Genomic DNA, 21710 nt, shown 5'->3' on the forward strand with positions numbered 1-21710 from the left:
GAAGCTAAGCCTCACAGCGCCGATGGTACTGCAGGGGGGACCCTGTGGGAGAGTAGGACACCGCCGGACTCCTTTTAAGCAAATGGCCACCCATCGTTGGGTGGCCATTTTGCGTTAACACACACATCAACAGAGGAGCATCATGCCGGAAGACGAACAGCGCCGCCCGCGTCGTAACGACGATCAGGGACCGCGCCGCGAACGCCCTTCCGGAGATCGCTCCTCGCAGCCCCGTCGTGACGGTGGTGCCCCGCGTCGTGAGGGTGGGTACAACCGCGTTGGTGGCGCTCCGCGTCGCGACGGCGGGTACTCCCGTGATGGTGGTGCTCCGCGCCGCGACGGCGGGTACTCCCGTGATGGTGGTCAGCGCCGTGAGGGTGGCTATTCCCGCGACGGTGGTGCCCCTCGTCGTGAAGGCGGCTATTCCCGCGAAGGCGGTCAGCATCGCGAAGGCGGGTACTCCCGTGATGGTGGTGCTCCTCGTCGCGAGGGTGGGTACTCCCGTGATGGTGGCGCTCCGCGCCGCGAAGGCGGGTACTCCCGTGACGGCGGCTCCCAGCGTCGCGAAGGCGGGTACTCCCGCGATGGCGGTCAGCGCCGCGAAGGCGGGTACAACCGCGAGGGTGGCGCTCCGCGTCGTGAAGGGGGCTACTCCCGTGATGGTGGTCAGCGTCGTGAGGGTGGGTATAACCGTGATGGTGGTGCTCCTCGTCGTGAAGGGGGCTACTCCCGTGATGGTGGTCAGCGTCGTGAGGGTGGGTACTCCCGTGATGGTGGTGCTCCTCGTCGCGAGAGTGGGTACTCCCGTGATGGTGGCGCTCCGCGCCGCGAAGGCGGGTACTCCCGTGACGGCGGCTCCCAGCGTCGCGAAGGCGGGTACTCCCGCGATGGCGGTCAGCGCCGCGAAGGCGGGTACAACCGCGAGGGTGGCGCTCCGCGCCGCGAAGGCGGGTACTCCCGTGACGGCGCCTCCCCTCGTCGAGAAGGCGGGTACTCCCGTGACGGCGGCTCCCCGCGTCGCGAAGGCGCGTACTCCCGTGACGGTGGCGGTGCCCCGCGTCGTGACCGCGACGACCGCAGCCGGTCATTCCCGCAGCGCGGTGGAGCGGGCCGCGAGCGTCCGGTCCAGGCATCCGATGAGCGTCCGCGCCACAACGACCCGATCGTCCCGGACGAGGTCACCGCGCGCGACCTGCACCCGTCTGCCCGCAATGAACTCAAGACGCTGAGCAAGGAGAACGCAGAGCACGTCGCGCGCCACCTCGCCATGGCATCCCGCCTGATCGACGAGGATCCGGAGCTCGCCCACAAGCACGCTCTCGCCGCATCCCGTCGCGCCGGCCGCATCGCCATCGTCCGTGAGACGCTCGGAATCACCGCCTATGCGACCGAGGACTTCGCTCTCGCCCTCCGCGAGCTGCGCACGTACCGTCGCATCTCCGGGAAGGACGACCAGATCGCGCTCATGGTCGACAGCGAGCGTGGCATCGGACGGCCCGACCGCGCACTCGAGACAGGTCGTGCCGTCGACCGGACGACTCTCGACACACCTGTACGCGTCGCGCTCGCGATCGCGATGTCCGGCGCACGTCTTGACCAGGGCGACCTGGAGTTCGCCCTCGGTGAGCTCGAGATCCCCGAGCTCGACCCCGATCGCGCTTTCGAGTGGAGCCCGGCGCTCTTCTCCGCACGCGCGGCGGTTCTCGAAGACCTCGGCCGCGCCGAGGAGGCCGAGTTCTGGGCCCGTCGGGCCGAGGTTGCGGCAGAGGCGCTCGGAGTCGATGAGGCCGGCGACGAGGAGATGTTCGTCGAGGACGGCCTGATCGAGGACTGGGTCGACGACTACGACGAGGACGAGCTCGCCAGCGGTGATCTCGACGCAGTCGACGGGGCCGCGGCGGTCGACGAGCCCGACACCGACGACGCATCGGTTGACGCCGACGCATCTGTTGACGCCGACGCAGACGCAGCTGAGCCGTCGATCGAGGACGAGGTCCGCGAGCTCCTCGGCGAGGACGGCGCATCCACCACGCCGGACGCATCCGAGCCCTCCGACAAGGACGCGTGAATGGGCTTCTTCTCCAAGAAGGCTGCAGGCCGCACCCCGCTCGACGGAGTGGATGCGGTTCTCGCCGACCTCGACGGCGTGGTGTACGCCGGGCCCGGCGCGCTCCCTCATGCCGTGGAGAGCCTCAACCGGGCGGCCACGACCGTCCGTCTGGGCTACATCACGAACAACGCCTCGCGGACCGACGCGTCGGTCGCCGCGCATCTGAGCAGCCTGGGCCTGACCGTCGCTCCCGCTGATGTCATCACGAGCCCCCAGGCGGCGATGCGTCTGCTGGCGGGCCTCGTGCCTCCGCCGGCGACACTGCTGATCATCGGAGGCGATGGGCTGGTCGACGAGGCGGAGAAGGCCGGCTATACGGTCACGCGCTCGGCGGAGGACTCGCCCGCGGCGGTCGTGCAGGGCTTCGCGCCCGAGGTCGCGTGGACGGATCTCGCCGAGGCGGCGTTCGCGCTCAAGGTGCCGGAGGACGAGGGCGGCATTCCGTGGATCGCCACGAACACCGACTGGACGATCCCACGCGAACGCGGCGTCGCACCGGGCAACGGAACGCTCGTCTCCGCGGTGCACACCGCGATCGGCCGCCTCGCGACGGTCGCCGGCAAGCCGGAGGTGCCCATCTTCGAGGAGGCGATGGCGCGCTTCGGGGCGGCGAAGCCCCTCTTCATCGGGGACCGGCTGGACACCGACATCCTCGGAGCCGTGCGCGCCGGCATCGACTCCGCGCTCGTGCTCACCGGCATCGACCGTCCGAAGCACGTGCTCGCCGCCCCCGACGGGTCGCGGCCGACGTACATCCTCAGCGATCTGCGGGAGTTGCACGAACCGTACCCCGAGGTGCACGTGAAGGACGGTGTGCACACCGTGAACGACGCGTCGGTCCGTGTGAGCGGAGCCGACGTCGAGATCATCGCGGAGGGGACGCGGCAGGTCGATCTGCTGCGCGCCGGTGCCGCCGCGATCTGGGCGTCCGGGACCCCGGTCTTCGTGCTGCGGGTTCCCGAACGGCTGTACGACGACCCGTTCCATCGTCCCTGACTTCTCACGTCCCTGACCTCTCACGTCCCGGCTTCGGCTTCGCGCGGAGGGTGTGACGGGCGCGTTCGCGCCGTGGCTCGGCAGCACTGTCGGCCGCGCCGCGTACAGTAGAGGACGTGAGCGAAGAGACGACGAACGCGCCGACCGACGGTCTGTGGAGTCGCCTGCGTCTGATCGAAGGGCAGCCTCTCGCTGCCAGGGCAGACGCGTACTCCGGCCTGCACGACGAGCTCTCGCGCCGACTCGACAGTGGCGCGAAGCTCGATCAGCGCGACGCGCCGGGCACCCGATGACCCGACTCGACGCCGCTCTCGCCGCTCGGGGACTCGCTCGTTCCCGCACGCACGCCGCCACGCTGATCAGCGACGGGCTCGTGAGCGTCGACGGCCGCCCGATCGTCAAGGCCTCGACGCCGGTCGCCGACGACTCGGACATCAGCGTGGCAGGCGCCGACCACTACGTCGGACGCGCCGCGCACAAGCTGATTGCCGCGCTCGACGGATTCTCTGTTCCGGTCGAAGGGCGGCTCGCGCTCGACATGGGTGCATCGACGGGCGGGTTCACCCAGGTGCTGCGCGAGCGCGGCGCCCGCAGGGTCCTTGCGGTCGACGTGGGGCACGACCAGCTCGCGCCGTCCATCGCCGCGGACCCCGGCGTCGTCCTCGTCGAGGGGTACAACGTCCGGCACATGACGCCCGGAAACCTCTCCGAGGCGACGGGCGAGCCGGAAGCGCCCGACCTCCTGGTCGGCGATCTCTCGTTCATCTCGCTCGAGCTCGTGCTTCCCGCGATCGCCGAGGTCGCCGCGCCAGCCGCCGACATCGTGCTCCTGGTGAAGCCTCAGTTCGAGGTCGGTCGCACCGCCGTGCGCGGTGGACTGGTGACGGATCCGGTCACGCGAGCGGATGCCGTCGCGCGCACGGTGTGGAGCGCATGGGACGTCGGTCTCGGGATGCTCGGCATCCTCTCCTCCCCGATTCTCGGAACGCACGGCAACACCGAGTATCTGGTGCATCTCGCGCCGGGGCGGGGGACGGATCCGTCAGAATGGTCGGACCGCATCAACGAACTGGCAGGGGGACGATGAAAGAGCGCAGCATCCTGGTCGTCGCCCACGCGCGCCGCGACGACACCGTCGCCGCGGCGCGACGCGTGATCGAGGCCCTTCGCGACGCCGGGGCACGGCCCGTGCTGGCCCCCGACGAGAGCCTCGACCTGAGCGCGGTCGATCCGAGTTTCGCGGATGTCGACGTGCTGGGCGTGACGGTCGGTCAGGAGGAGCTCGAGCTCGCGATCGTGCTCGGCGGCGATGGCACGATCCTGCGCGCGGCCGAGCTCGTGCGCGGCTGCTCGGCGCCTGTGCTCGGCATCAACATGGGTCACGTCGGATTCCTTGCCGAGATCGATCGCGACGACATGGACGATGCGGTCCGCCGGGTGATCGCGCGGGACTACGAGGTGGAGGAGCGTCTCGCGCTCTCCGTCCGGGTCAAGGACGCGGACGGAGCAGTCGTCTACGAGACGTTCGCGCTCAACGAGGCCACTGTCGAGAAGGCCAGTCGCGAGCGCATGATCGAGGTCGTGCTCGAGATCGACGGGCTCCCGCTGTCGAGCTTCGGCTGCGACGGGATGGTGGTCTCCACCCCGACCGGTTCGACCGCGTACAACTTCTCGGCGGGCGGTCCCGTCATCTGGCCGAGTGTCGAGGCGATCGCCGTGATCCCGCTCTCGGCGCATGCGCTGTTCGCCAAGCCGCTCGTCGTGAGCCCGGACGCCGCCGTCGCGATCGAGATGCTCGAGAGCGCGTCAGGCTCCGGCATCCTGTGGTGCGACGGCCGACGCTCGCACGACCTCCCGCCCGGTGCCCGTGTGGTCGTGCGCCGCTCGTCACGACCCGTGCGCCTGGCTCGACTGCATCCGGCAGAGTTCACCAACCGGCTGGTGCGCAAGTTCCAGCTGCCGGTCGCCGGCTGGCGCGGACAGGGGGGCGGCGCATGATCGAGGAGATGCGGATGCAGGGCCTCGGCGTGATCGCCGACGCCGTGCTGCCCCTCGGTACGGGCTTCACCGCGATCACCGGCGAGACCGGTGCGGGCAAGACCATGGTCGTGACGGGTCTCGGACTGCTGCTCGGACAGCGCGCGGACTCGGGTGCCGTGCGGGCGGGCTCCGGCCAGGCATCCGTCGCGGGTGTCTGGATCGTTCCGGAGCAGGGTGAGGTCGCCGACATCGTCGCGGATGCCGGGGGAGACCTGGAGCCGGCCGGAGCCGGTGCTGCAGAGCTCTACGTCTCCCGCACCCTCAGCGCCGAGGGTCGCAGCCGTGCGAGTGTGGGCGGACGTGCGGCTCCCGCCGGTGTGCTCTCGGCCCTCGCGGAAGAGCTCGTCGTCGTGCACGGACAGTCCGAGCAGCTGCGCCTGCGGTCGGCGGCAGCGCAGCGCGATGCGCTCGATCGCTTCGGCGGCGCGCCCATCGCGACCGCACTCGAGGCGTATGCGTCGGCTTTCGCACGCTGGCGCGAGCTGGATGCCGAGATCGCCGACATCACGGAGAATCGCGATCGTCGTGCGGAAGAGGCTGCTCGGCTGCGGGAGGCGCTCGCGCTCATCGAGGCGACCGCCCCCGAACCGGGAGAGGATGCCGAGCTGACGGCGCGCTCGGAGCGCCTGACCAACGCCGAAGAGCTGCGCGTCGCCGCGGCTCTCGCGCACGGCACGCTGTCGAACGAAGACGGAGAGCCGGACGTCACGGCCCTGGTCGCCGAGGCTCGTCGCGCACTCGAACGCGCCTCCGATCCGACGCTGACCGAGATCGCCGACGGTCTCGCCGACATCGGCTATCGGGTGTCCGACCTCGCCGGACAGCTGTCGGCCTATCTCGCCGACCTCGACGAGTCCGGTCCGCACGAGCTCGCAGCAGTCGAGGAGAGGCGGGCCGCCCTCGGCACGCTGATCCGGGCTCACGGCTCCCTCGAAGAGGCTCTTGCGCTCTGGCAGACCGGATCCGCGCGCCTGGCGGAGCTCGACGACGACGGCGACCGCATCGAACGCCTCGAGGCCGAGCGCGATGCCGCGCGCACGACGCTCGACGAGCACGCGGACGCCCTGACCGCCGAGCGCGCTGCCGCCGCCGCACGCCTGGGCGCCGCCGTGACGGAGGAGCTGCACGCCCTCGCGATGCCGGATGCGCGCCTCGAGGTCGCGGTCACCCGCGGCGCCGAGAGCACGCACGGACGCGACGATGTCGGCATCCTCCTCGCCCCGCACCCCGGCGCCGAACCGCGCTCGGTGGCGAAGGGAGCGTCCGGGGGCGAGCTGTCGCGGGTGATGCTCGCGATCGAGGTCGTGATCGCCGGGACCGACCCCGTCCCCACGTTCGTGTTCGACGAGGTCGACGCCGGGATCGGCGGTGCCGCCGCGATCGAGGTCGGGCGGCGACTCGCCCGACTCGCCGAGAAGTCGCAGGTCATCGCGGTCACGCATCTGGCCCAGGTCGCGGCCTTCGCGAACAACCATCTCTCCGTCGTGAAGTCGAACGACGGAGCCGTCACGGCGTCGAGCGTCCGTCGGCTCGATGGGGAGGAGCGCGAGGCCGAGATGGCTCGCCTGCTCTCCGGGCTGACGGATTCGGATGCCGCACTCACCCACGCCCGAGAGCTTCTCAGCCTCGGAGCCCCCACCTCCTGATAGGATCGAAGCCCGTGATGAACTCTTCTTCTGCGGGGCCCAAGAACGACACGACCAAGCACATCTTCGTGACTGGTGGTGTCGTTTCGTCTTTGGGCAAGGGCCTCACCGCGGCCAGCCTGGGCAACCTCCTGACCGCCCGCGGACTCCGCGTCGTGATGCAGAAGCTCGACCCGTACCTGAACGTCGATCCGGGGACGATGAACCCGTTCCAGCACGGCGAGGTCTTCGTGACCGACGACGGGGCCGAGACCGACCTCGACATCGGCCACTACGAGCGGTTCCTCGACATCAACCTGTCCGAGGCCGCGAACGTCACGACCGGCCAGATCTACTCGCAGGTCATCGCGCGCGAGCGGCGCGGTGAGTACCTCGGCGACACCGTGCAGGTGATCCCGCACATCACCGACGAGATCAAGCGCCGCATGCGTCTCCAGGCCAGCGAGGACCCGCGTCCCGACGTCATCATCACCGAGGTCGGCGGCACGGTCGGTGACATCGAGTCGCAGCCCTTCCTCGAGTCGGCGCGCCAGCTCCGTCACGAGCTCGGACGCGACAGCGTGTTCTTCGTGCACGTGTCGCTCGTTCCTTTCATGGGCGCCTCGGGCGAGCAGAAGACCAAGCCCACCCAGCACTCCGTCGCGGCCCTGCGCCAGGTCGGCATCCAGCCCGACGCGCTCGTGCTCCGCAGCGACCGTCCGGTGAGCGAGAGCAACCGCAACAAGATCGCCCTCATGTGCGACGTGGATGCCGAGGGCGTCATCAACACGGTCGACCTGCCGAGCATCTACGACATCCCCTCGACGCTCAACGAGCAGGGCCTCGACTCCTACATCGTGCGCCGGCTGGGTCTCGACACGAAGGCCGCCGACGTCGACTGGACCCGCTGGAACAAGGTCCTGCACGCCGTGCACAACCCCAAGCACGAGGTCACGATCGGTCTGGTCGGCAAGTACATCGACCTGCCCGACGCCTACCTCTCCGTGACCGAGGCGCTCAAGGCCGGCGGGTTCGCCCAGGAGACCAAGGTCAACATCCGCTGGATCCCCTCGGACCTGTGCGAGACCCCGGAGGGCGCCAAGGAGCATCTCGGATCGCTCGACGGCATCTGCGTGCCCGGCGGCTTCGGCATCCGCGGCATCGAGGGCAAGCTCGGCGCACTGAAGTTCGCCCGCGAGCAGGGCATCCCCACTCTCGGCCTGTGCCTCGGCCTGCAGTGCATGGTCATCGAGTACGCGAGGGACGTCGCCGGCATCGTCGGCGCCTCGTCGAGCGAGTTCGACCCCGAGACGACCGAGCCCGTGATCGCGACGATGGCCGAGCAGATCGAGATCCTCGACGGCGGCGACCTCGGCGGCACCATGCGGCTCGGCCTGTACCAGGCCGCGCTCGCGGAGGGATCCCTGGCGCATGAGCTGTACGGTTCGCCGGAGGCGTCCGAGCGTCACCGCCATCGCTACGAGGTCAACAACGCGTACCGCGCGCGCCTCGCCGACGCCGGTCTCGTGTTCTCGGGGCTGAACCCCGATCTCGACCTCGTCGAGTTCGTGGAGCTGCCGCGCGACGTGCACCCGTACTACATCGCGACCCAGGCGCACCCCGAGCTGCGCTCGCGCCCCACCGACCCGCACCCGCTGTTCCGTGGGCTCGTGGGGGCGGCGATCGACCGCCACCGGGCGAGCGAGCTGTTCGATGTCGAAGCAGATGCCTGAGTCGGAGTCCCGTGCCGCGACGTCCGAGCTTCGCGACGAGCCGTCCGAGCCCGAGGTGCTGAGCAGCGTCCTCGCGTTCGAGGGCGCGGTGTGGGACGTCCGTGACGACCGAGTGCGGTACGGCGACGGCGAGATCCGCCGCCAGTACGTCGCTCACACCGGTGCCGTCGCGATCCTCGCGCTCGACGACGACGGCCGGGTGCTGCTGATCCAGCAGTACCGGCATCCGATCCGTCACCGTGACTGGGAGCTCCCCGCGGGTCTGCTCGATGTCGCCGGCGAGGATCCGCTCGAGGCAGCCCGCCGGGAGCTCGCGGAGGAGGCCGATCTCGTCGCCGCGCACTGGGAGCCGCTCGTCTCGTCGTGGACGACGCCCGGCGGCAACGACGAGATGATCCACATCTTCCTCGCCACCGGGCTCTCGTCTGCGCCGTCGGCGCATGCGCGCGAGGACGAGGAAGCGGACATCCGAGTCGAGTGGGTGCCGTTGCAGGATGCCGTGGACGCGGTGCTGAACGGGCGGATGCGCAACGGCATCCTCGGCATCGGCGTGCTCGCGGCCGCGCAGAGGCCGGGCTTCCGGGGCTGAGCATGCAGCTCGATCGCGCCGCGGACTCGTACCTGCGCCACGTCACGATCGAGCGCGGACTGAGCGAGCACACGATCGCGGCCTACCGTCGCGACCTCGACGGCTACCTGACGTGGCTGGCAGGAGAGGGCATCGCCGACACGGCGGAGATCACGCCGACCGTGATCGGGCGGTTCGTCGCGGATCGCGCAGCCGCCGATCCTCCGCCTGCCGCGACGAGCCTCGCCCGACTGCAGTCGTCGGTACGGGGCTGGCACCGCTTTCTCGCGCGCGAGGGTATCGAGGAGGACGATCCGAGCGGGCGCCTGCGACCGCCGAAGGCTCCGCGGCGCCTGCCCAAGGCTCTCACGATCGATCAGGTCGAGCGGCTGCTCTCCGCGCCGTCCGCGGAGGAGCCTCTCGGCATCCGCGATCGTGCGCTGCTCGAGCTGCTGTACGCGACGGGTGCACGAGTGTCCGAGGCGGTGGGGCTCGACGTCGACGACCTCTCGCACGGCGATGTGCTGCGACTGCGCGGCAAGGGGTCGAACGAGCGCATCGTCCCGGTCGGCTCGTTCGCGCGCGCCGCGGTCGACGCCTATCTCACGCGGGTGCGCCCGGCTCTCGCGTCGAAGGGACGCGCGTCGGCGCGTCTTTTCCTGGGGGCCCGCGGAGCGCCCCTGTCGCGGCAGAGCGCCTGGCTCGTGATCCGCTCCGCTGCCGAGCGCGCACAGATCACGAGCGAGGTCTCGCCGCACACGCTGCGGCACTCCTTCGCGACACACCTCCTGCAGGGCGGGGCCGACGTGCGGGTCGTGCAGGAGCTGCTGGGGCACGCCTCGGTCGCGACGACGCAGATCTACACGCACGTGTCGGTGGACACGCTTCGGGACGTCTACGCGACCTCGCATCCGCGGGCGCGCTAGTCGATCGCGATCGCCGGTGTCGTCATCCTGGAGGATTATCCACACCGGCCATTTGGGGGACGCGAAGGATGTCGCCGCTTCCCTATGCTTGCTCGAGACCTCCGACTGCGGTCGGCCTACGAAGGAGCAAGACATGCGTACCACTGGACCTCTCGCGGGCATCGCCGCGGCCGCTCTGGCGCTCACATTGACCGGGTGCGGGGGCGCCGCGGGAGGCGAGCTGACGTATGAGGACTCCCCGCTCGGCCAGTACCTCTCCGCGGCCTACGGCGGCGATCTCTCGCCGGAGGAGCAGCAGAAGCAGTTCGAGGAGCAGCAGCGCAAGCAGGAAGAGCTGATGGCCGAGTGCATGGCCGAGCAGGGCTTCGAGTACGAGCCCAATGTGCAGGACGGTTCGTTCATCGTCTCGGGCGACGACGTCGAATGGGAGCCCGAGAAGAAGGACTGGGTCGAGAAGTACGGCTACGGGATCGTGAACAACCCGTACAACGAGATGGGCGAGGAGTCGACGGCCGAGGAGTACGTCGACCCGAACCAGGAGTACGTGGAGTCGCTGTCGGAGTCGGAGCAGACCGCATACTACGAGACCGCCTACGGTGTTCCTCCCGAGGAGGACGAGCTGGGTGAGGACGGCAGCTTCGAGTACAACTGGGAGGATGCCGGCTGCCAGGGCTGGGCCCAGAACGAGCTCCAAGGGGAGGACCCGTGGCAGTCCGACGAGTTCGCCGATCTGCGCACGAAGATGGAAGAGCTCTGGACATCGTCGGCGGATGCACCCGAGCTCAAGGAGCTCAACGCCGCCTGGGCGTCGTGCATGGATGACGGCGGCGAGCCCGGCTTCACACTGCAGGGCGATGCTCAGCAGTCGATCTCCGACGAGCAGAGCGCGCTCTACGAGGACGCGTCCGGGGGAGCCTCGGGCGAACTGGATCCCGAGGCCGACCCCGACGCCATGGATCCGTCGAAGAGCCCCGAGATGAAGGCGCTCGGCGAGCGGGAGATCGAGCTGGCGCTGGTCGACCTCGAGTGCCGCACGAAGACCTCCTACATGGAGGAGTCCCTCAAGATCCAGTTCGCGCTGGAGGAGAAGTTCATCGCCGAGAACAAGGCCGACCTCGAGGCGTTCAAGGCCGCCGCCGAGCAGAACAGCTGACATGAAGGGCGACGAGACCCCGACGACAGAACTTCCCGCAGACCTGCTCCCTGTCGACGCCGAGGCGGACGGCCCGGAGGGCAGCGACCCCGACGAGAGCGTCGACACGTCGCGCGTCAGCGGCTGGAGGCGCATCCTGCGGGGCAACCGCACGCTGTGGATCGTCGCGCTGTGCGCGGTGGTGAGCCTGGTGGCCGGACTGCTGGTGGGACGGTTCCTGATCTCTCCGGCGCAGGCGAGTGATACCCCGGACCCTGGCCTCGTGACGGTTCCCGTCGAGTTCGGCTCGCTGAGCAACGACGTGACGCTGCGTGCGGACGTGGGCTATGCGGATGCCGTCGAGGTGACGATCGACACGACGGGCGGCGGCAACGTCGTGACGGGTTCGGTGCCCGAGATCGGCGCCACGTTGACGCCGCTGTCGATCGCACTCGAGATCGAGGGTCGGCCGGTGATCACGCTGCCGGGCGAGCTCCCCGCCTACCGCACCCTGCGGATCGGCGTGTCCGGCCCGGACGTGCTCCAGCTCAAGCAGGCACTCGTGAGTCTCGGCATCGATGCGGGTGACGTCTCGTCGAACCTGTTCGACCAGGCAACTGCGAACGGGGTCGGTCAGCTCTACGCGCAGGCGGGATATCCGCTGCCCACCCCCGAGGAGGGTGCCGACGAGGCCGTGCGTTCCGCGGAGGAGGCCGTGCAGTCGGCCAAGAGCGGTGTGGCGCAGGCGCAGCAGGCGCTCACGGCCGCCGGTGCCGGGCCGTCGAAGGTCGAGAGCTTTCAGGCGGATGTCGCGGTGGCCAAGGCAGAGCAGGCTCTCGCAGACGCGCGCAACGGCGTCGAGGGTGCGCCGACACCGCAGCAGGCGGAGTGGGATCTCCAGACAGCCCGCCTCGAGCGGGACCAGCTGTGGGCCGCCAAGAACACCGGCGCCGAGAAGGCCGCTCTCGACGCGGCGCGCGCGCAGGTGGACTCGGCCAACCAGGCGCTCGAGATCGCGCGGCAGAACGTGCTCCCGTTCCTCCCCGCCAGCGAGGTGCTGTTCCTCACCGAACTCCCGCGACGCGTCGACGCCGTGAACGTCAAGCGCGGTTCGACCATCTCCGGAGCTGTCATGACGGTGTCGGGCGCGACCGTGCGCCTGACGGGCGCCGCCGCGGAGGCGGACGCGCGGCTGCTCGAGGCGGGTGCCGCTGGGGTGTTCGAGCTCCCCGACGGGACGGAGCACCGAGCGGTGATCTCCGAGCTGAAGCCCGGCAAGGACGCGAAGGCGCGCTGGGAGGTGCTGTTCCAACCGGATCCGCTGACCGCCGAGCAGATCACCCAGCTGCAGGGCAGCAACGTCCGGGTGCGGATCGCGGTCGGCGCGACCGAGGGCGATGTGCTGTCGGTTCCCCTCGCAGCCCTCACGGCAGGGCCCGGAGGGGAGTCACGGGTCGAGGTCGTCGAGTCCGACCCCCGGGAGGGCAAGGATGCGAAGACCCGCCTCGTGCTCGTGGAGACCGGGCTCGCCGCGAAGGGGGCCGTGGAGGTGACCCCGGTCGACGGCGATCTCGAGGAGGGCGACCTCGTGGTGGTGGGCGAGTGAGCACGCTGGACGCGGAGATCGACCGGGACCCGGCGGCGCTGGTCGCTGGAGCCGAGGATGGGGTGGTCGCACCGCTGGTCGAGCTGCGTGACGTGACGCGATCCTTTCCCGGCCCGCCGGAGGTACAGGCGCTGAAAGGCGCGACGCTGTCGATCGCTCCGGGCGACTACCTCTCGATCGTGGGACCCAGCGGGTCCGGCAAGTCGACCATGCTCAACATCCTGGGCCTGCTCGATCGACCGAGCGTGGGGGAGTACCGCCTGGCGGGGTCGCTCACGGGCGACCTCTCGGATGACGAGCGCGCGGCCGTGCGCGCCCGCTTCATCGGGTTCGTGTTCCAGTCGTTCCATCTGCTGCCGCGCCGCAGCGTACTCGACAACGTGCTCATGCCGATGCTCTACAGCGGCGTCCCTCGCCGGGAGCGCGAGTCCCGCGCCCGCGAGTCCCTGCAGAGGGTCGGTCTCGGGCACCGTATGGACTTCTTCCCGAGTTCGCTCTCCGGAGGAGAACGGCAACGCGTCGCCGTGGCGCGTGCCGTCGTGAGCGGACCCCGGCTCCTTCTCGCTGACGAGCCGACCGGAAACCTCGATCAGCGCACCTCCGGAGAGGTGATGTCGTTGTTCGAGGAGCTCAACGAGGACGGTCTGACCCTCGTGGTGATCACGCACGACGACGCGGTGGCTCGTCGTGCACGACGCTGCATCCGCATCGCCGACGGTCGATTGAGCGAACTGTGATCCGGCTGCCCTGGCGCAGGCGTCGCGCGCCGAAGGAGGGCGTGGAGGTGGGGAATGTCGGCGCGTCGGCAGCCGCACCGGCTGGTGAGGCGCCCGGTGGTGCCGCGCCCCTCGTCCCCGCGATCGCGCATGCCGATCGCTTCACCTTCCAGGATCTCGTCGCCGAGGCGACCGCGGACATCGGGTCGCGGCCGGCGCGTCTGATCATGACGATCCTCGGCACCGTGCTCGGCATCGCGTCCCTGGTCGCGACGATCGGATTCGCGCAGACCGCGGCGGCGCAGATCGCCAGCCAGTTCGATGGCGCGGCGGCGACGCGGGTCGTCGTGTCGGCGGCGCAGGCGCAGTCCGGGTCTCAGAACAAGAGCGTCGCGGCCGGTCGCCTGCCCTGGGACTCGCCCGAGCGGGTCGAGCTCCTCGCCGGCGTGGAGAGTGCGACGCTCCTCGGCGAGGTCGAGCTCGCCGAGGGGGAGACGATCACGGCGGTGCCGGTCAACGATCCGGCGGCGGCTGCTGTCGCCTCGCCCCGTCTGTTCTCGGCGTCGCCGGAGCTGCTCGACACCGCGGAGGGAGCGCTCGTCACCGGGCGGTTCTTCGACCGCGGGCACGATGCGCGCGCGGACCGCGTCGCGGTGCTGGGCGCACGCATCGCCGAGCGGATGGGCATCAACCGCGTGGATTCGCAGCCGTCGGTGTTCATCGGCGGTGTGGCGTACGCGGTCGTCGGGATCGTGGACGGGATGGATCGTCGCAGCGAGCTGCTGGACGCCGTGATCATCCCCACCGGGTCGGCACGCGCGGACTTCGGTCTGGAGGCTCCGTCGGAGCTCGACATCCGGATCGCGGTCGGAGCAGGACCCCAGGTCGCGAAGCAGGCGGTGATCGCTCTCCAGCCGGACGATCCCGAGAGCCTCGAGGCGCGGGCCCCGTCGGGATCATCCGATCTCAGCGAAAGTGTGCAGTCCGATGTGAACGTCGTGTTCCTGATCCTCGGCGTCATCGCGCTCCTGGCCGGTGGACTCGGCATCGCGAACGTGACCTTGTTGTCGGTCATGGAGCGGATCGGCGAGATCGGTCTGCGGCGTGCGCTTGGAGCGACCCGGCGACAGATCGGCGCACAGTTCATGGTCGAGTCGATCGTGATCGGCTTCATCGGCGGACTGATCGGCTCGGCGCTCGGTGTCGTGGCGGTCATCGTGGTGGCCGCGGTCCAGGGGTGGACGCCCATGACGGATCCGCTCGTCGCGGCGGCCGGCGCCGTACTCGGTGCCGTGGTGGGGTGGGGTTCGGGATGGTACCCGGCTCGCCGCGCCGCACGTATCGAACCCGTGGCGGCGCTGCGCGGCGGCTGACTCGGGCGCGGCGGCTGACTCGGATGCTGCGCGGCGGCTGACTCGGGCGCGCGTCGCGGCGGTGGCTCAGGCGCTCGCTGACGGCCGTGTGCCGGTCATCGGACCACGGAGAGTCCCCGGTGCCGCGCGCCGGGGACTCTCCGCCGCGCCCCGCCCGCTACAATCGACCAAGAACGAGGGAGCAGGAGAAGCGGTGGCGGAGAAAGCGGCGAAGTCCAGGGCGAAGGCACGGAAGGCCGACGAGACACCCCTCGGACCGACCGGACGGCCGTACCACGGGTTCCCGACCCCCGAGCCGCTCGCGTCCCACGGACCTGCGCGCATCATCGCCCTGTGCAACCAGAAGGGCGGGGTCGGCAAGACGACGACCTCCATCAACCTCGCCGCGGCACTCGCCGAGTACGGGCGCAAGGTGCTCGCGGTCGACTTCGACCCTCAGGGCGCCCTCTCCGCGGGGCTGGGCATCCAGACGCACGACGTCCCCACCATTTACGACCTCCTGCTCGACACCAAGCGCGACGCGCACGACGCGATCGTGCACTCGGGTGTCGAGGGCCTCGACGTCATGCCCGCGAACATCGACCTGTCCGCGGCCGAGGTGCACCTCGTGAACGAGGTCGCGCGTGAGACCATCCTCGCCCGGGTACTGCGTCAGGTCGCGGGGGAGTACGACGTCATCCTCATCGACTGCCAGCCGTCGCTGGGGCTCCTCACCGTGAACGCGCTGACCGCCGCGCACGGCGTCATCATCCCGCTCGAGTGCGAGTTCTTCGCGCTGCGCGGCGTCGCCCTGCTGATCGAGACCATCGACAAGGTCCGTGATCGACTGAACCCGTCGATCACGATGGACGGTCTCCTCGCGACCATGTACGACCCCCGCACGCTGCACTCGCGCGAGGTGCTCGAACGCGTGGTCGAGGCTTTCGGCGACGACGTTCTCGAGACCGTGATCGGCCGCACCGTGAAGTTCCCCGATGCGTCGGTCTCGGGCGTGCCCATCACCGAGTTCGCTCCGGAGCACGCCGCCGCCCAGGCCTACCTGCGGCTGGCGCGGGAGCTGGTCGCCCGTGGCGCCGTCGCCTGACGAGATCTCCGAGAACACCGACACGGTCGCGCCCGCCGTCGCGGTCGAGGAGTCGGATGCGGTCGGTTCGACGTCCGTGTCGTCGACCGTCGTGTCGGCCGATGCGCCGCCGGAGTCCGACGAGCCCGCCGACCCGACCGAGCCCGCCGAGCACTCCGAGCCTGCCGAGGCCGGCTTCCGGGTGTCGCTCTCCAACTTCGACGGCCCTTTCGATCTGCTCCTGAACCTCATCTCGAAGCACGAGATGGACATCACGGAGGTGTCGCTCAGCGCGGTCACGAACGAGTTCATCGCCTATCTGGGCGACCTCGAAGACGAGCAGGAACTCGATCAGGCATCCGAGTTCCTGGTGGTGGCCGCGACGCTGCTGGACATGAAGGTGGCCGGGCTCCTGCCTCAGGGAGAGCTCGTGGATGCCGAGGCCGTGGCGCTCCTCGAGGCACGCGACCTCCTGTTCGCCCGCCTGCTGCAGTACCGGGCCTTCAAAGAGGTGTCCGCCTGGTTCTCGCGCTGCCTGCAGCGTGAAGATCGGCGCCATGTGCGCGCGGTACGCCTCGACGAGAAGCACCGGGCGCAGACCCCGGAGCTCGTCTGGACGCTCAGCGTCGACGACTTCGCCGCGATCGCGCTGCTCGCGTTCGCGCCGAAGGAGATCCCGCACGTCGGGCTCGACCACCTGCACGCGCCGCTCGTCAGCATCCGCGAACAGGCCGCGATCGTCGTGACTCTGCTGCGCGGCGCGGAATCGCTGAACTTCCGTGAGCTGGTCGCCGGCATCCGGGAGCCAGGTATCGTCGTCGCGCGCTTCATCTCGGTGCTCGAGCTGTATCGGCATGCGGCACTGTCCTTCGAACAACTGGAACCGCTCGGCGAGCTCACGCTGCGCTGGGCAGCCGACTCCTGGTCGGATGAGATGCTGGCGACGCTGGGAGCCGACTATGACCGATGATCTGTCCGTCGAGAACGACACCGCTGAGGCCTCGTCTCTCGAGTCGCCGCTGGCCGAGCGGGTCGAGGCCATCCTGCTCGTGATCGACGAGCCGATCGGGCTCGTCGCCCTCGCCGCGGCGGTCGGTTCGCCGGTGCCTGCGGTGCGTCAGACGATCGAGTCGCTCGTGGAGGACTACGACGGACGAGGCACCGGACCGCGGCGCGGCTTCGAGCTGCGCGAGGTCGGCGGAGGGTGGCGACTCTACGTGCGAGAGGACCACGATGCGCTCGTGGCGGAGTTCGTCGGGGGACAGGCGCCCGCGCGGCTGTCGCAGGCGGCACTCGAGACCCTCGCGGTGATCGCCTACAAGCAGCCAGTCACCCGCAGCCAGGTCGCGTCGATCCGTGCGGTCAACGTCGACTCGGTGGTGCGCACGCTTCTCGCCCGCGGTCTCATCACCGAACTGTTCGCCGACTCGGAGACCGGGGCGATCAATTACGGCACGACCGATGCCCTCCTGCAGCACCTCGGCATCAACGCGCTCGACGAGCTGCCGCCGATCTCTCCGCTGCTCGACGACGGCGCCGACGGTTTCGATGAAGGAGTGGTCCGATGACCGAGCGCCGACTGGTTGAGGATGTGCGCGGTGGTCATCGGGTCGGTTTCGATGAAGGAGTGGTCCGATGACCGGTTTCCCCGCTGAGGGTGCGCCCGAGGGCGTCCGCCTGCAGAAGGTGCTCGCCGCGGCCGGAGTTGCCTCCCGTCGCGTCGTCGAGCAGTACATCGTCGAGGGGCGCATCCGCGTGAACGGGCAGACCGTCACCGAGCTCGGCACCCGCATCGATCCGGAGACCGACCTCGTCGACGTCGACGGTACCGCCGTGCAACTCGACGTCTCGAAGCGGTACGTCATGCTCAACAAGCCCACGGGGGTGGTCAGCAGCATGCGCGACGAGAGCGGTCGCCCCGACCTGCGCCGTTTCACGAAGGACTTCGAGGAGCGCCTCTACAACGTGGGGCGACTCGACGCCGAGACCAGCGGGCTGCTCGTCCTCACGAACGACGGCGAGCTCGCACACGTGCTCGCGCACCCCTCGTTCGGGGTGACCAAGGTGTACATCGCCAAGGTCGAGGGCGCTGTCACGGCGCAGACGATCGCGAAGCTCACGAAGGGCATCGAGCTCGAGGACGGCCCGATCGCCGCGGACAAGGCGCGCCTCCTCGACACGTCACGCGGGTCGAGTCTCGTCGAGCTGACGCTGCACTCCGGTCGCAACCGCATCGTCCGCCGCATGATGGCCGCGGTGGGGCATCCCGTGACGGAACTCGTACGCCGCCAGTTCGGCCCGCTGCACCTGGGAACCCTCCCGGCTGGGCGCACCCGGGAACTGACTAAAATCGAACTCGGTGCGCTCTTGACTCTGGCGCGCCGTGATTCCGGTGTCGCCGAGGCGCCAGGCGAGCAGGAGACCCAGTGACCGATACGACGAGTGCGCCCAGCGCAGCACCCGCCGGCTCCGTCGCGCCCGTCCGCGTGGCCACGCGCCTGTCCGGCACCGTCCGCGTGGTCGGCGCGGGGCTGCTCGGCGCCAGCATCGGCCATGCTCTGCGGGCGAAGGGCGTCGACGTCGTGCTCGACGACACCTCACCGGCCCAGCTCCGACTCGCGATCGATTACGGCGCCGGCCGCGCCTCCGCCGACGGGGACTCGCCGTCGCTCGTCGTGGTCGCGGTGCCGCCGGATGTGACGGCCGACGTGATCGAGGCCGAGCTCGCCCGATTCCCGGATGCCGTCGTGACCGATGTCGCGAGCGTGAAGCTCGAGCCGTTCCGCGAGTTGCGCAGCCGCGGCGTCGACCTCAGCCGCTACATCGGCTCGCACCCCCTCGCCGGCCGTGAGCGCGGCGGGGCGATCTCCGCACGGGCGGACCTTTTCATCGGACGGCCCTGGGTCGTGTGCCGCGACGGTGAGACCAGTGCGGCCGACCTCGCCCTCGTCGAGGCCCTCGCGCTCGACGTGGGCGCCATGCCGCTCGAGATGACTCCGGAGGAGCACGACCGCTCGGTCGCGCTCACCTCGCACGTGCCCCAGGTCGTCGCGAGCCTCCTGGCGGCGCGACTCGCGGTGGCCGATGAGGGCGCCTTGCGCCTGTCGGGCCAGGGTGTGCGCGACACGACCCGCATCGCGGCATCCGCACCTGAGCTCTGGGTGCAGATCCTCGGGGCGAACGCCGAGCCTGTGGTCGAGATCCTCGACGCGTTGGCCGCCGATCTCCGCGAGGTGTCGGAGGCGCTGCGCGCACCCGAGGCCCCGGGCGCGCGTCGCGTGGTCGCCGAGACGATCAAGCACGGCAACGACGGCGTCGAGCGGCTGCCGGGCAAGCACGGACAGAACCGGCGTTTCGAGACGCTTGTGGTGATGGTGGACGACACCCCCGGCCAGTTGGGTCGGCTCTTCGGCGAGCTCGGAGAGCTGTCGGTCAACGTCGAGGACCTTCGTCTCGAGCATTCGCCGGGCGCGCAGTTCGGACTTGCGGAGATCAGCGTCGACCCGGCTGCGCTGCACGGCGCGATCACCGGACTCCAGGACCGCGGCTGGCGGATCGCAGGGAACACGAATGACTGACACGATTACCTCCTCCGACGCGTCGCGCGTCGACTTCATCGCGATCGACGGGCCGGCAGGGTCGGGCAAGTCCAGTGTGTCCAAGGCCGTGGCCCGCACTCTCGGCTTCGGCTACCTCGACACCGGATCGGCCTACCGGGCGCTCGCCTGGCACGTGCTGGATCGCGGAGCGGACACCTCCGAGCCGGATGCCGTGCTCGCCGCAGCATCCGATTTCCCCGTGCAGTTGGGACTCGACCCCGACGACCGCACCGTGCGCGTGGGTGACGTCGATGTGACCGAGGCGATCCGCGAGCCTCGAGTCTCCGGCGCCGTGAGCGGCGTCGCGCGTGTTCCCGCCGTACGCGAGCAGGTCAATCGTCTGTTCCGCACGCTCGTGGCGGAGGCGCCGTACCCCGCTGTCGTCGTCGAGGGGCGTGACATCACGACGGTCGTCGCCCCTGACGCCCCCGTCCGCATCCTCCTCACCGCCGCCGCCGAGGTGCGCGCCGCTCGCCGCGCGGGCGAGCTCGCGGGTGAGAACGCCCAGGCGGTCGCGGAGGCGCTGCACAAGCGCGACGCCTCCGACAGCGCGGTCGTCGACTTCCTGAACGCCGCGGACGGCGTCGAGGTCGTCGACTCGACCGCGCTCGATTTCCCCCAGACCATCGACGCCGTCCTCACGGTGATCGAACGACTCCGAGGAGCACAGCATGGCTGACGACGAATACGAAGGCGGCCCCGATCAGCTCGCCGAGAAGATGGACGCGCTCGACGAGCAGCTCGCCGAGGCGCGGGCGGAGACGCTGCGTCAGGGTCTCGCAGACTACGAGCTCGACGATGAGGACGCTGCCCTCCTCGCCGGTATCACGATGGGCGAGGACGGCATCCAGTTCCTTCCTGCCCTGCCCGTGGTCGCGATCGTCGGACGACCGAACGTCGGCAAGTCCGCGCTCGTGAACCGCATCCTCGGCCGTCGTGAGGCCGTCGTGGAGGACACCCCCGGTGTCACCCGCGACCGCGTCACGTACAAGGCGGAGTGGAGCGACCGCCGCTTCACCCTCGTCGACACCGGTGGCTGGGAGCCCGACGCCCGCGGCATCGACCGCTCGGTCGCCGCGCAGGCGGAGGTCGCGATCGACCTCTCCGACGTCGTGCTGTTCGTGGTGGACGCCATGGTCGGTGCGACGTCGACCGACGAGCACGTCGTGCGTCTGCTGCGCAAGAGCGGCAAGCCCGTGTTCCTCGTCGCGAATAAGATCGACGATGCCCGTCAGGAGCCCGAGGCGGCAGCGTTGTGGAACCTCGGTCTCGGGGAGCCGCACCCGGTATCCGCGATCCACGGTCGCGGCGTGGCCGACCTGCTCGACGAGGTGCTGAAGAAGCTCCCCGACGTGTCGGCCGTGGCGAAGGCGGAGATCGGCGGACCTCGTCGGGTCGCGATCCTCGGTCGCCCGAACGTGGGCAAGTCGTCGCTGCTGAACAAGGCAGCGGGCGAGGAGCGCGTGGTCGTGAACGACCTCGCCGGCACGACCCGCGACCCCGTGGACGAGATCGTCGAGCTGGGCGGCAAGCTGTGGACCCTGGTCGACACCGCCGGCATCCGTCGTCGCGTGCACATGGCGCAGGGTGCCGACTTCTATGCGTCGCTGCGTACCTCGGCCGCGCTCGAGAAGGCCGAGGTCGCGGTCGTCGTCCTCGACGTCTCGGAGACGATCAGCGAGCAGGACGTGCGGATCATCGACCTCGTTCTCGAGTCGGGTCGCGCGCTCGTGCTCGCGTTCAACAAGTGGGACCGTCTGAATGATGACGACCTCGAGAACGCCGATCGTCGGCGATACCTGGAGCGCGAGATCGAGCAAGATCTGGCGCATGTCGCGTGGGCTCCGCGCGTGAACATCTCGGCGAAGACCGGACGTCACCTCGACAAGCTCGTGCCCGCTCTGGAGACGGCGCTGGAGAACTGGGATCGCCGCATCCCGACCGGCAAGTTCAACGCCTTCCTCGCGGAGCTCGTGGCGGAGCACCCGCACCCGCTCCGCGGAGGCAAGCAGCCGCGCATCCTGTTCGGCACGCAGGCGTCGACGCGTCCGCCGACGTTCGTCCTCTTCACGACCGGCTTCCTGGACCCCGGCTACCGCCGCTTCATCCAGCGTCGTCTGCGTGAGCTGTACGACTTCGAGGGAACGCCGATCGTGGTCAACATGCGCGTGCGTGAGAAGCGTCAGCGCTGATATCTGCGCGGCCGTCTGCGGTGACACGCTG

The 21710-nt window shown here is 69.9% G+C and carries 21 protein-coding genes and 1 rRNA gene; all 22 read left to right on the forward strand.

Annotated elements, in window-relative coordinates; translation table 11 throughout:
- Positions 1–69, forward strand: a 5S ribosomal RNA gene (gene rrf, locus AKH00_RS18510); the annotation flags it as partial.
- Positions 70–281: 212 nt separating this feature from the next.
- Positions 282–1229 carry a hypothetical protein gene (locus tag AKH00_RS15455; RefSeq protein ID WP_152926227.1) on the forward strand — a complete coding sequence of 316 codons (948 nt, stop codon included), beginning with the start codon at positions 282–284 and terminating at the stop codon, positions 1227–1229.
- 38 nt (positions 1230–1267) lie between these two features.
- A complete protein-coding gene (locus tag AKH00_RS15460; RefSeq protein ID WP_050723674.1) occupies positions 1268–2068 on the forward strand; it encodes a hypothetical protein in 801 nt (266 codons plus the stop codon).
- Positions 2069–3106, forward strand: coding sequence for an HAD-IIA family hydrolase (locus AKH00_RS15465; RefSeq protein ID WP_050723675.1), 1038 nt, complete (start codon positions 2069–2071; stop codon positions 3104–3106).
- 116 nt (positions 3107–3222) lie between these two features.
- On the forward strand, positions 3223–3399 hold the full coding sequence (locus AKH00_RS18195) for a hypothetical protein (RefSeq protein WP_200903880.1): 177 nt from the start codon (positions 3223–3225) through the stop codon (positions 3397–3399).
- Entirely contained in the window at positions 3396–4193 is a 798-nt protein-coding gene (locus AKH00_RS15470; RefSeq protein WP_050723676.1) for a TlyA family RNA methyltransferase, read from the forward strand. Before AKH00_RS18195 ends, AKH00_RS15470 begins: the two co-directional genes overlap by 4 nt.
- On the forward strand, positions 4190–5104 hold the full coding sequence (locus AKH00_RS15475; protein WP_050723677.1) for an NAD kinase: 915 nt from the start codon (positions 4190–4192) through the stop codon (positions 5102–5104). Before AKH00_RS15470 ends, AKH00_RS15475 begins: the two co-directional genes overlap by 4 nt.
- Positions 5101–6792 (forward strand): DNA repair protein RecN, encoded by a 1692-nt coding sequence (gene recN / locus AKH00_RS15480; RefSeq protein WP_050723678.1) that lies wholly within the window; start codon positions 5101–5103, stop codon positions 6790–6792. Before AKH00_RS15475 ends, recN begins: the two co-directional genes overlap by 4 nt.
- Before the next feature lie 17 nt (positions 6793–6809).
- Positions 6810–8504 (forward strand): CTP synthase, encoded by a 1695-nt coding sequence (locus AKH00_RS15485; RefSeq protein ID WP_050723679.1) that lies wholly within the window; start codon positions 6810–6812, stop codon positions 8502–8504.
- Complete coding sequence (locus tag AKH00_RS15490) at positions 8485–9093, forward strand: NUDIX domain-containing protein (RefSeq protein WP_235556809.1); 609 nt, start codon at positions 8485–8487, stop codon at positions 9091–9093. Before AKH00_RS15485 ends, AKH00_RS15490 begins: the two co-directional genes overlap by 20 nt.
- Before the next feature lie 2 nt (positions 9094–9095).
- The gene (gene xerD, locus AKH00_RS15495) at positions 9096–9998 is read left to right on the forward strand and encodes a site-specific tyrosine recombinase XerD (protein WP_050723681.1); all 903 of its coding nucleotides are present in this window, start codon (positions 9096–9098) and stop codon (positions 9996–9998) included.
- Positions 9999–10131: 133 nt separating this feature from the next.
- On the forward strand, positions 10132–11151 hold the full coding sequence (locus AKH00_RS15500) for a hypothetical protein (RefSeq protein WP_050723682.1): 1020 nt from the start codon (positions 10132–10134) through the stop codon (positions 11149–11151).
- Between the two features lies 1 nt (position 11152).
- The gene (locus tag AKH00_RS15505) at positions 11153–12736 is read left to right on the forward strand and encodes a hypothetical protein (protein WP_050723683.1); all 1584 of its coding nucleotides are present in this window, start codon (positions 11153–11155) and stop codon (positions 12734–12736) included.
- A 62-nt stretch (positions 12737–12798) separates the two neighbouring features.
- Entirely contained in the window at positions 12799–13473 is a 675-nt protein-coding gene (locus AKH00_RS15510) for an ABC transporter ATP-binding protein (protein WP_050723861.1), read from the forward strand.
- Positions 13474–13595: 122 nt separating this feature from the next.
- Positions 13596–14825: an ABC transporter permease gene (locus tag AKH00_RS15515; RefSeq protein WP_050723862.1), complete on the forward strand. Its 1230-nt coding sequence runs from the start codon at positions 13596–13598 to the stop codon at positions 14823–14825.
- Positions 14826–15018: 193 nt separating this feature from the next.
- Positions 15019–15909: a ParA family protein gene (locus AKH00_RS15520; RefSeq protein WP_050723684.1), complete on the forward strand. Its 891-nt coding sequence runs from the start codon at positions 15019–15021 to the stop codon at positions 15907–15909.
- A 76-nt stretch (positions 15910–15985) separates the two neighbouring features.
- Positions 15986–16858: a segregation and condensation protein A gene (locus tag AKH00_RS15525; protein ID WP_414685151.1), complete on the forward strand. Its 873-nt coding sequence runs from the start codon at positions 15986–15988 to the stop codon at positions 16856–16858.
- Positions 16848–17456 (forward strand): SMC-Scp complex subunit ScpB, encoded by a 609-nt coding sequence (gene scpB, locus AKH00_RS15530; protein ID WP_050723685.1) that lies wholly within the window; start codon positions 16848–16850, stop codon positions 17454–17456. Before AKH00_RS15525 ends, scpB begins: the two co-directional genes overlap by 11 nt.
- 67 nt (positions 17457–17523) lie before the next feature.
- Positions 17524–18318: a pseudouridine synthase gene (locus AKH00_RS15535; protein WP_050723686.1), complete on the forward strand. Its 795-nt coding sequence runs from the start codon at positions 17524–17526 to the stop codon at positions 18316–18318.
- A 56-nt stretch (positions 18319–18374) separates the two neighbouring features.
- On the forward strand, positions 18375–19466 hold the full coding sequence (locus AKH00_RS15540) for a prephenate dehydrogenase (protein ID WP_050723864.1): 1092 nt from the start codon (positions 18375–18377) through the stop codon (positions 19464–19466).
- Entirely contained in the window at positions 19459–20166 is a 708-nt protein-coding gene (gene cmk / locus AKH00_RS15545) for a (d)CMP kinase (RefSeq protein WP_050723687.1), read from the forward strand. Before AKH00_RS15540 ends, cmk begins: the two co-directional genes overlap by 8 nt.
- Positions 20159–21679: a ribosome biogenesis GTPase Der gene (der, locus tag AKH00_RS15550; RefSeq protein ID WP_050723688.1), complete on the forward strand. Its 1521-nt coding sequence runs from the start codon at positions 20159–20161 to the stop codon at positions 21677–21679. The genes cmk and der overlap by 8 nt, the downstream gene beginning before the upstream one ends.
- Positions 21680–21710: the final 31 nt, after the last annotated feature.

The sequence above is a fragment of the Microbacterium sp. GCS4 genome, from assembly GCF_001262495.1.
Classification (GTDB): Bacteria; Actinomycetota; Actinomycetes; order Actinomycetales; family Microbacteriaceae; genus Microbacterium.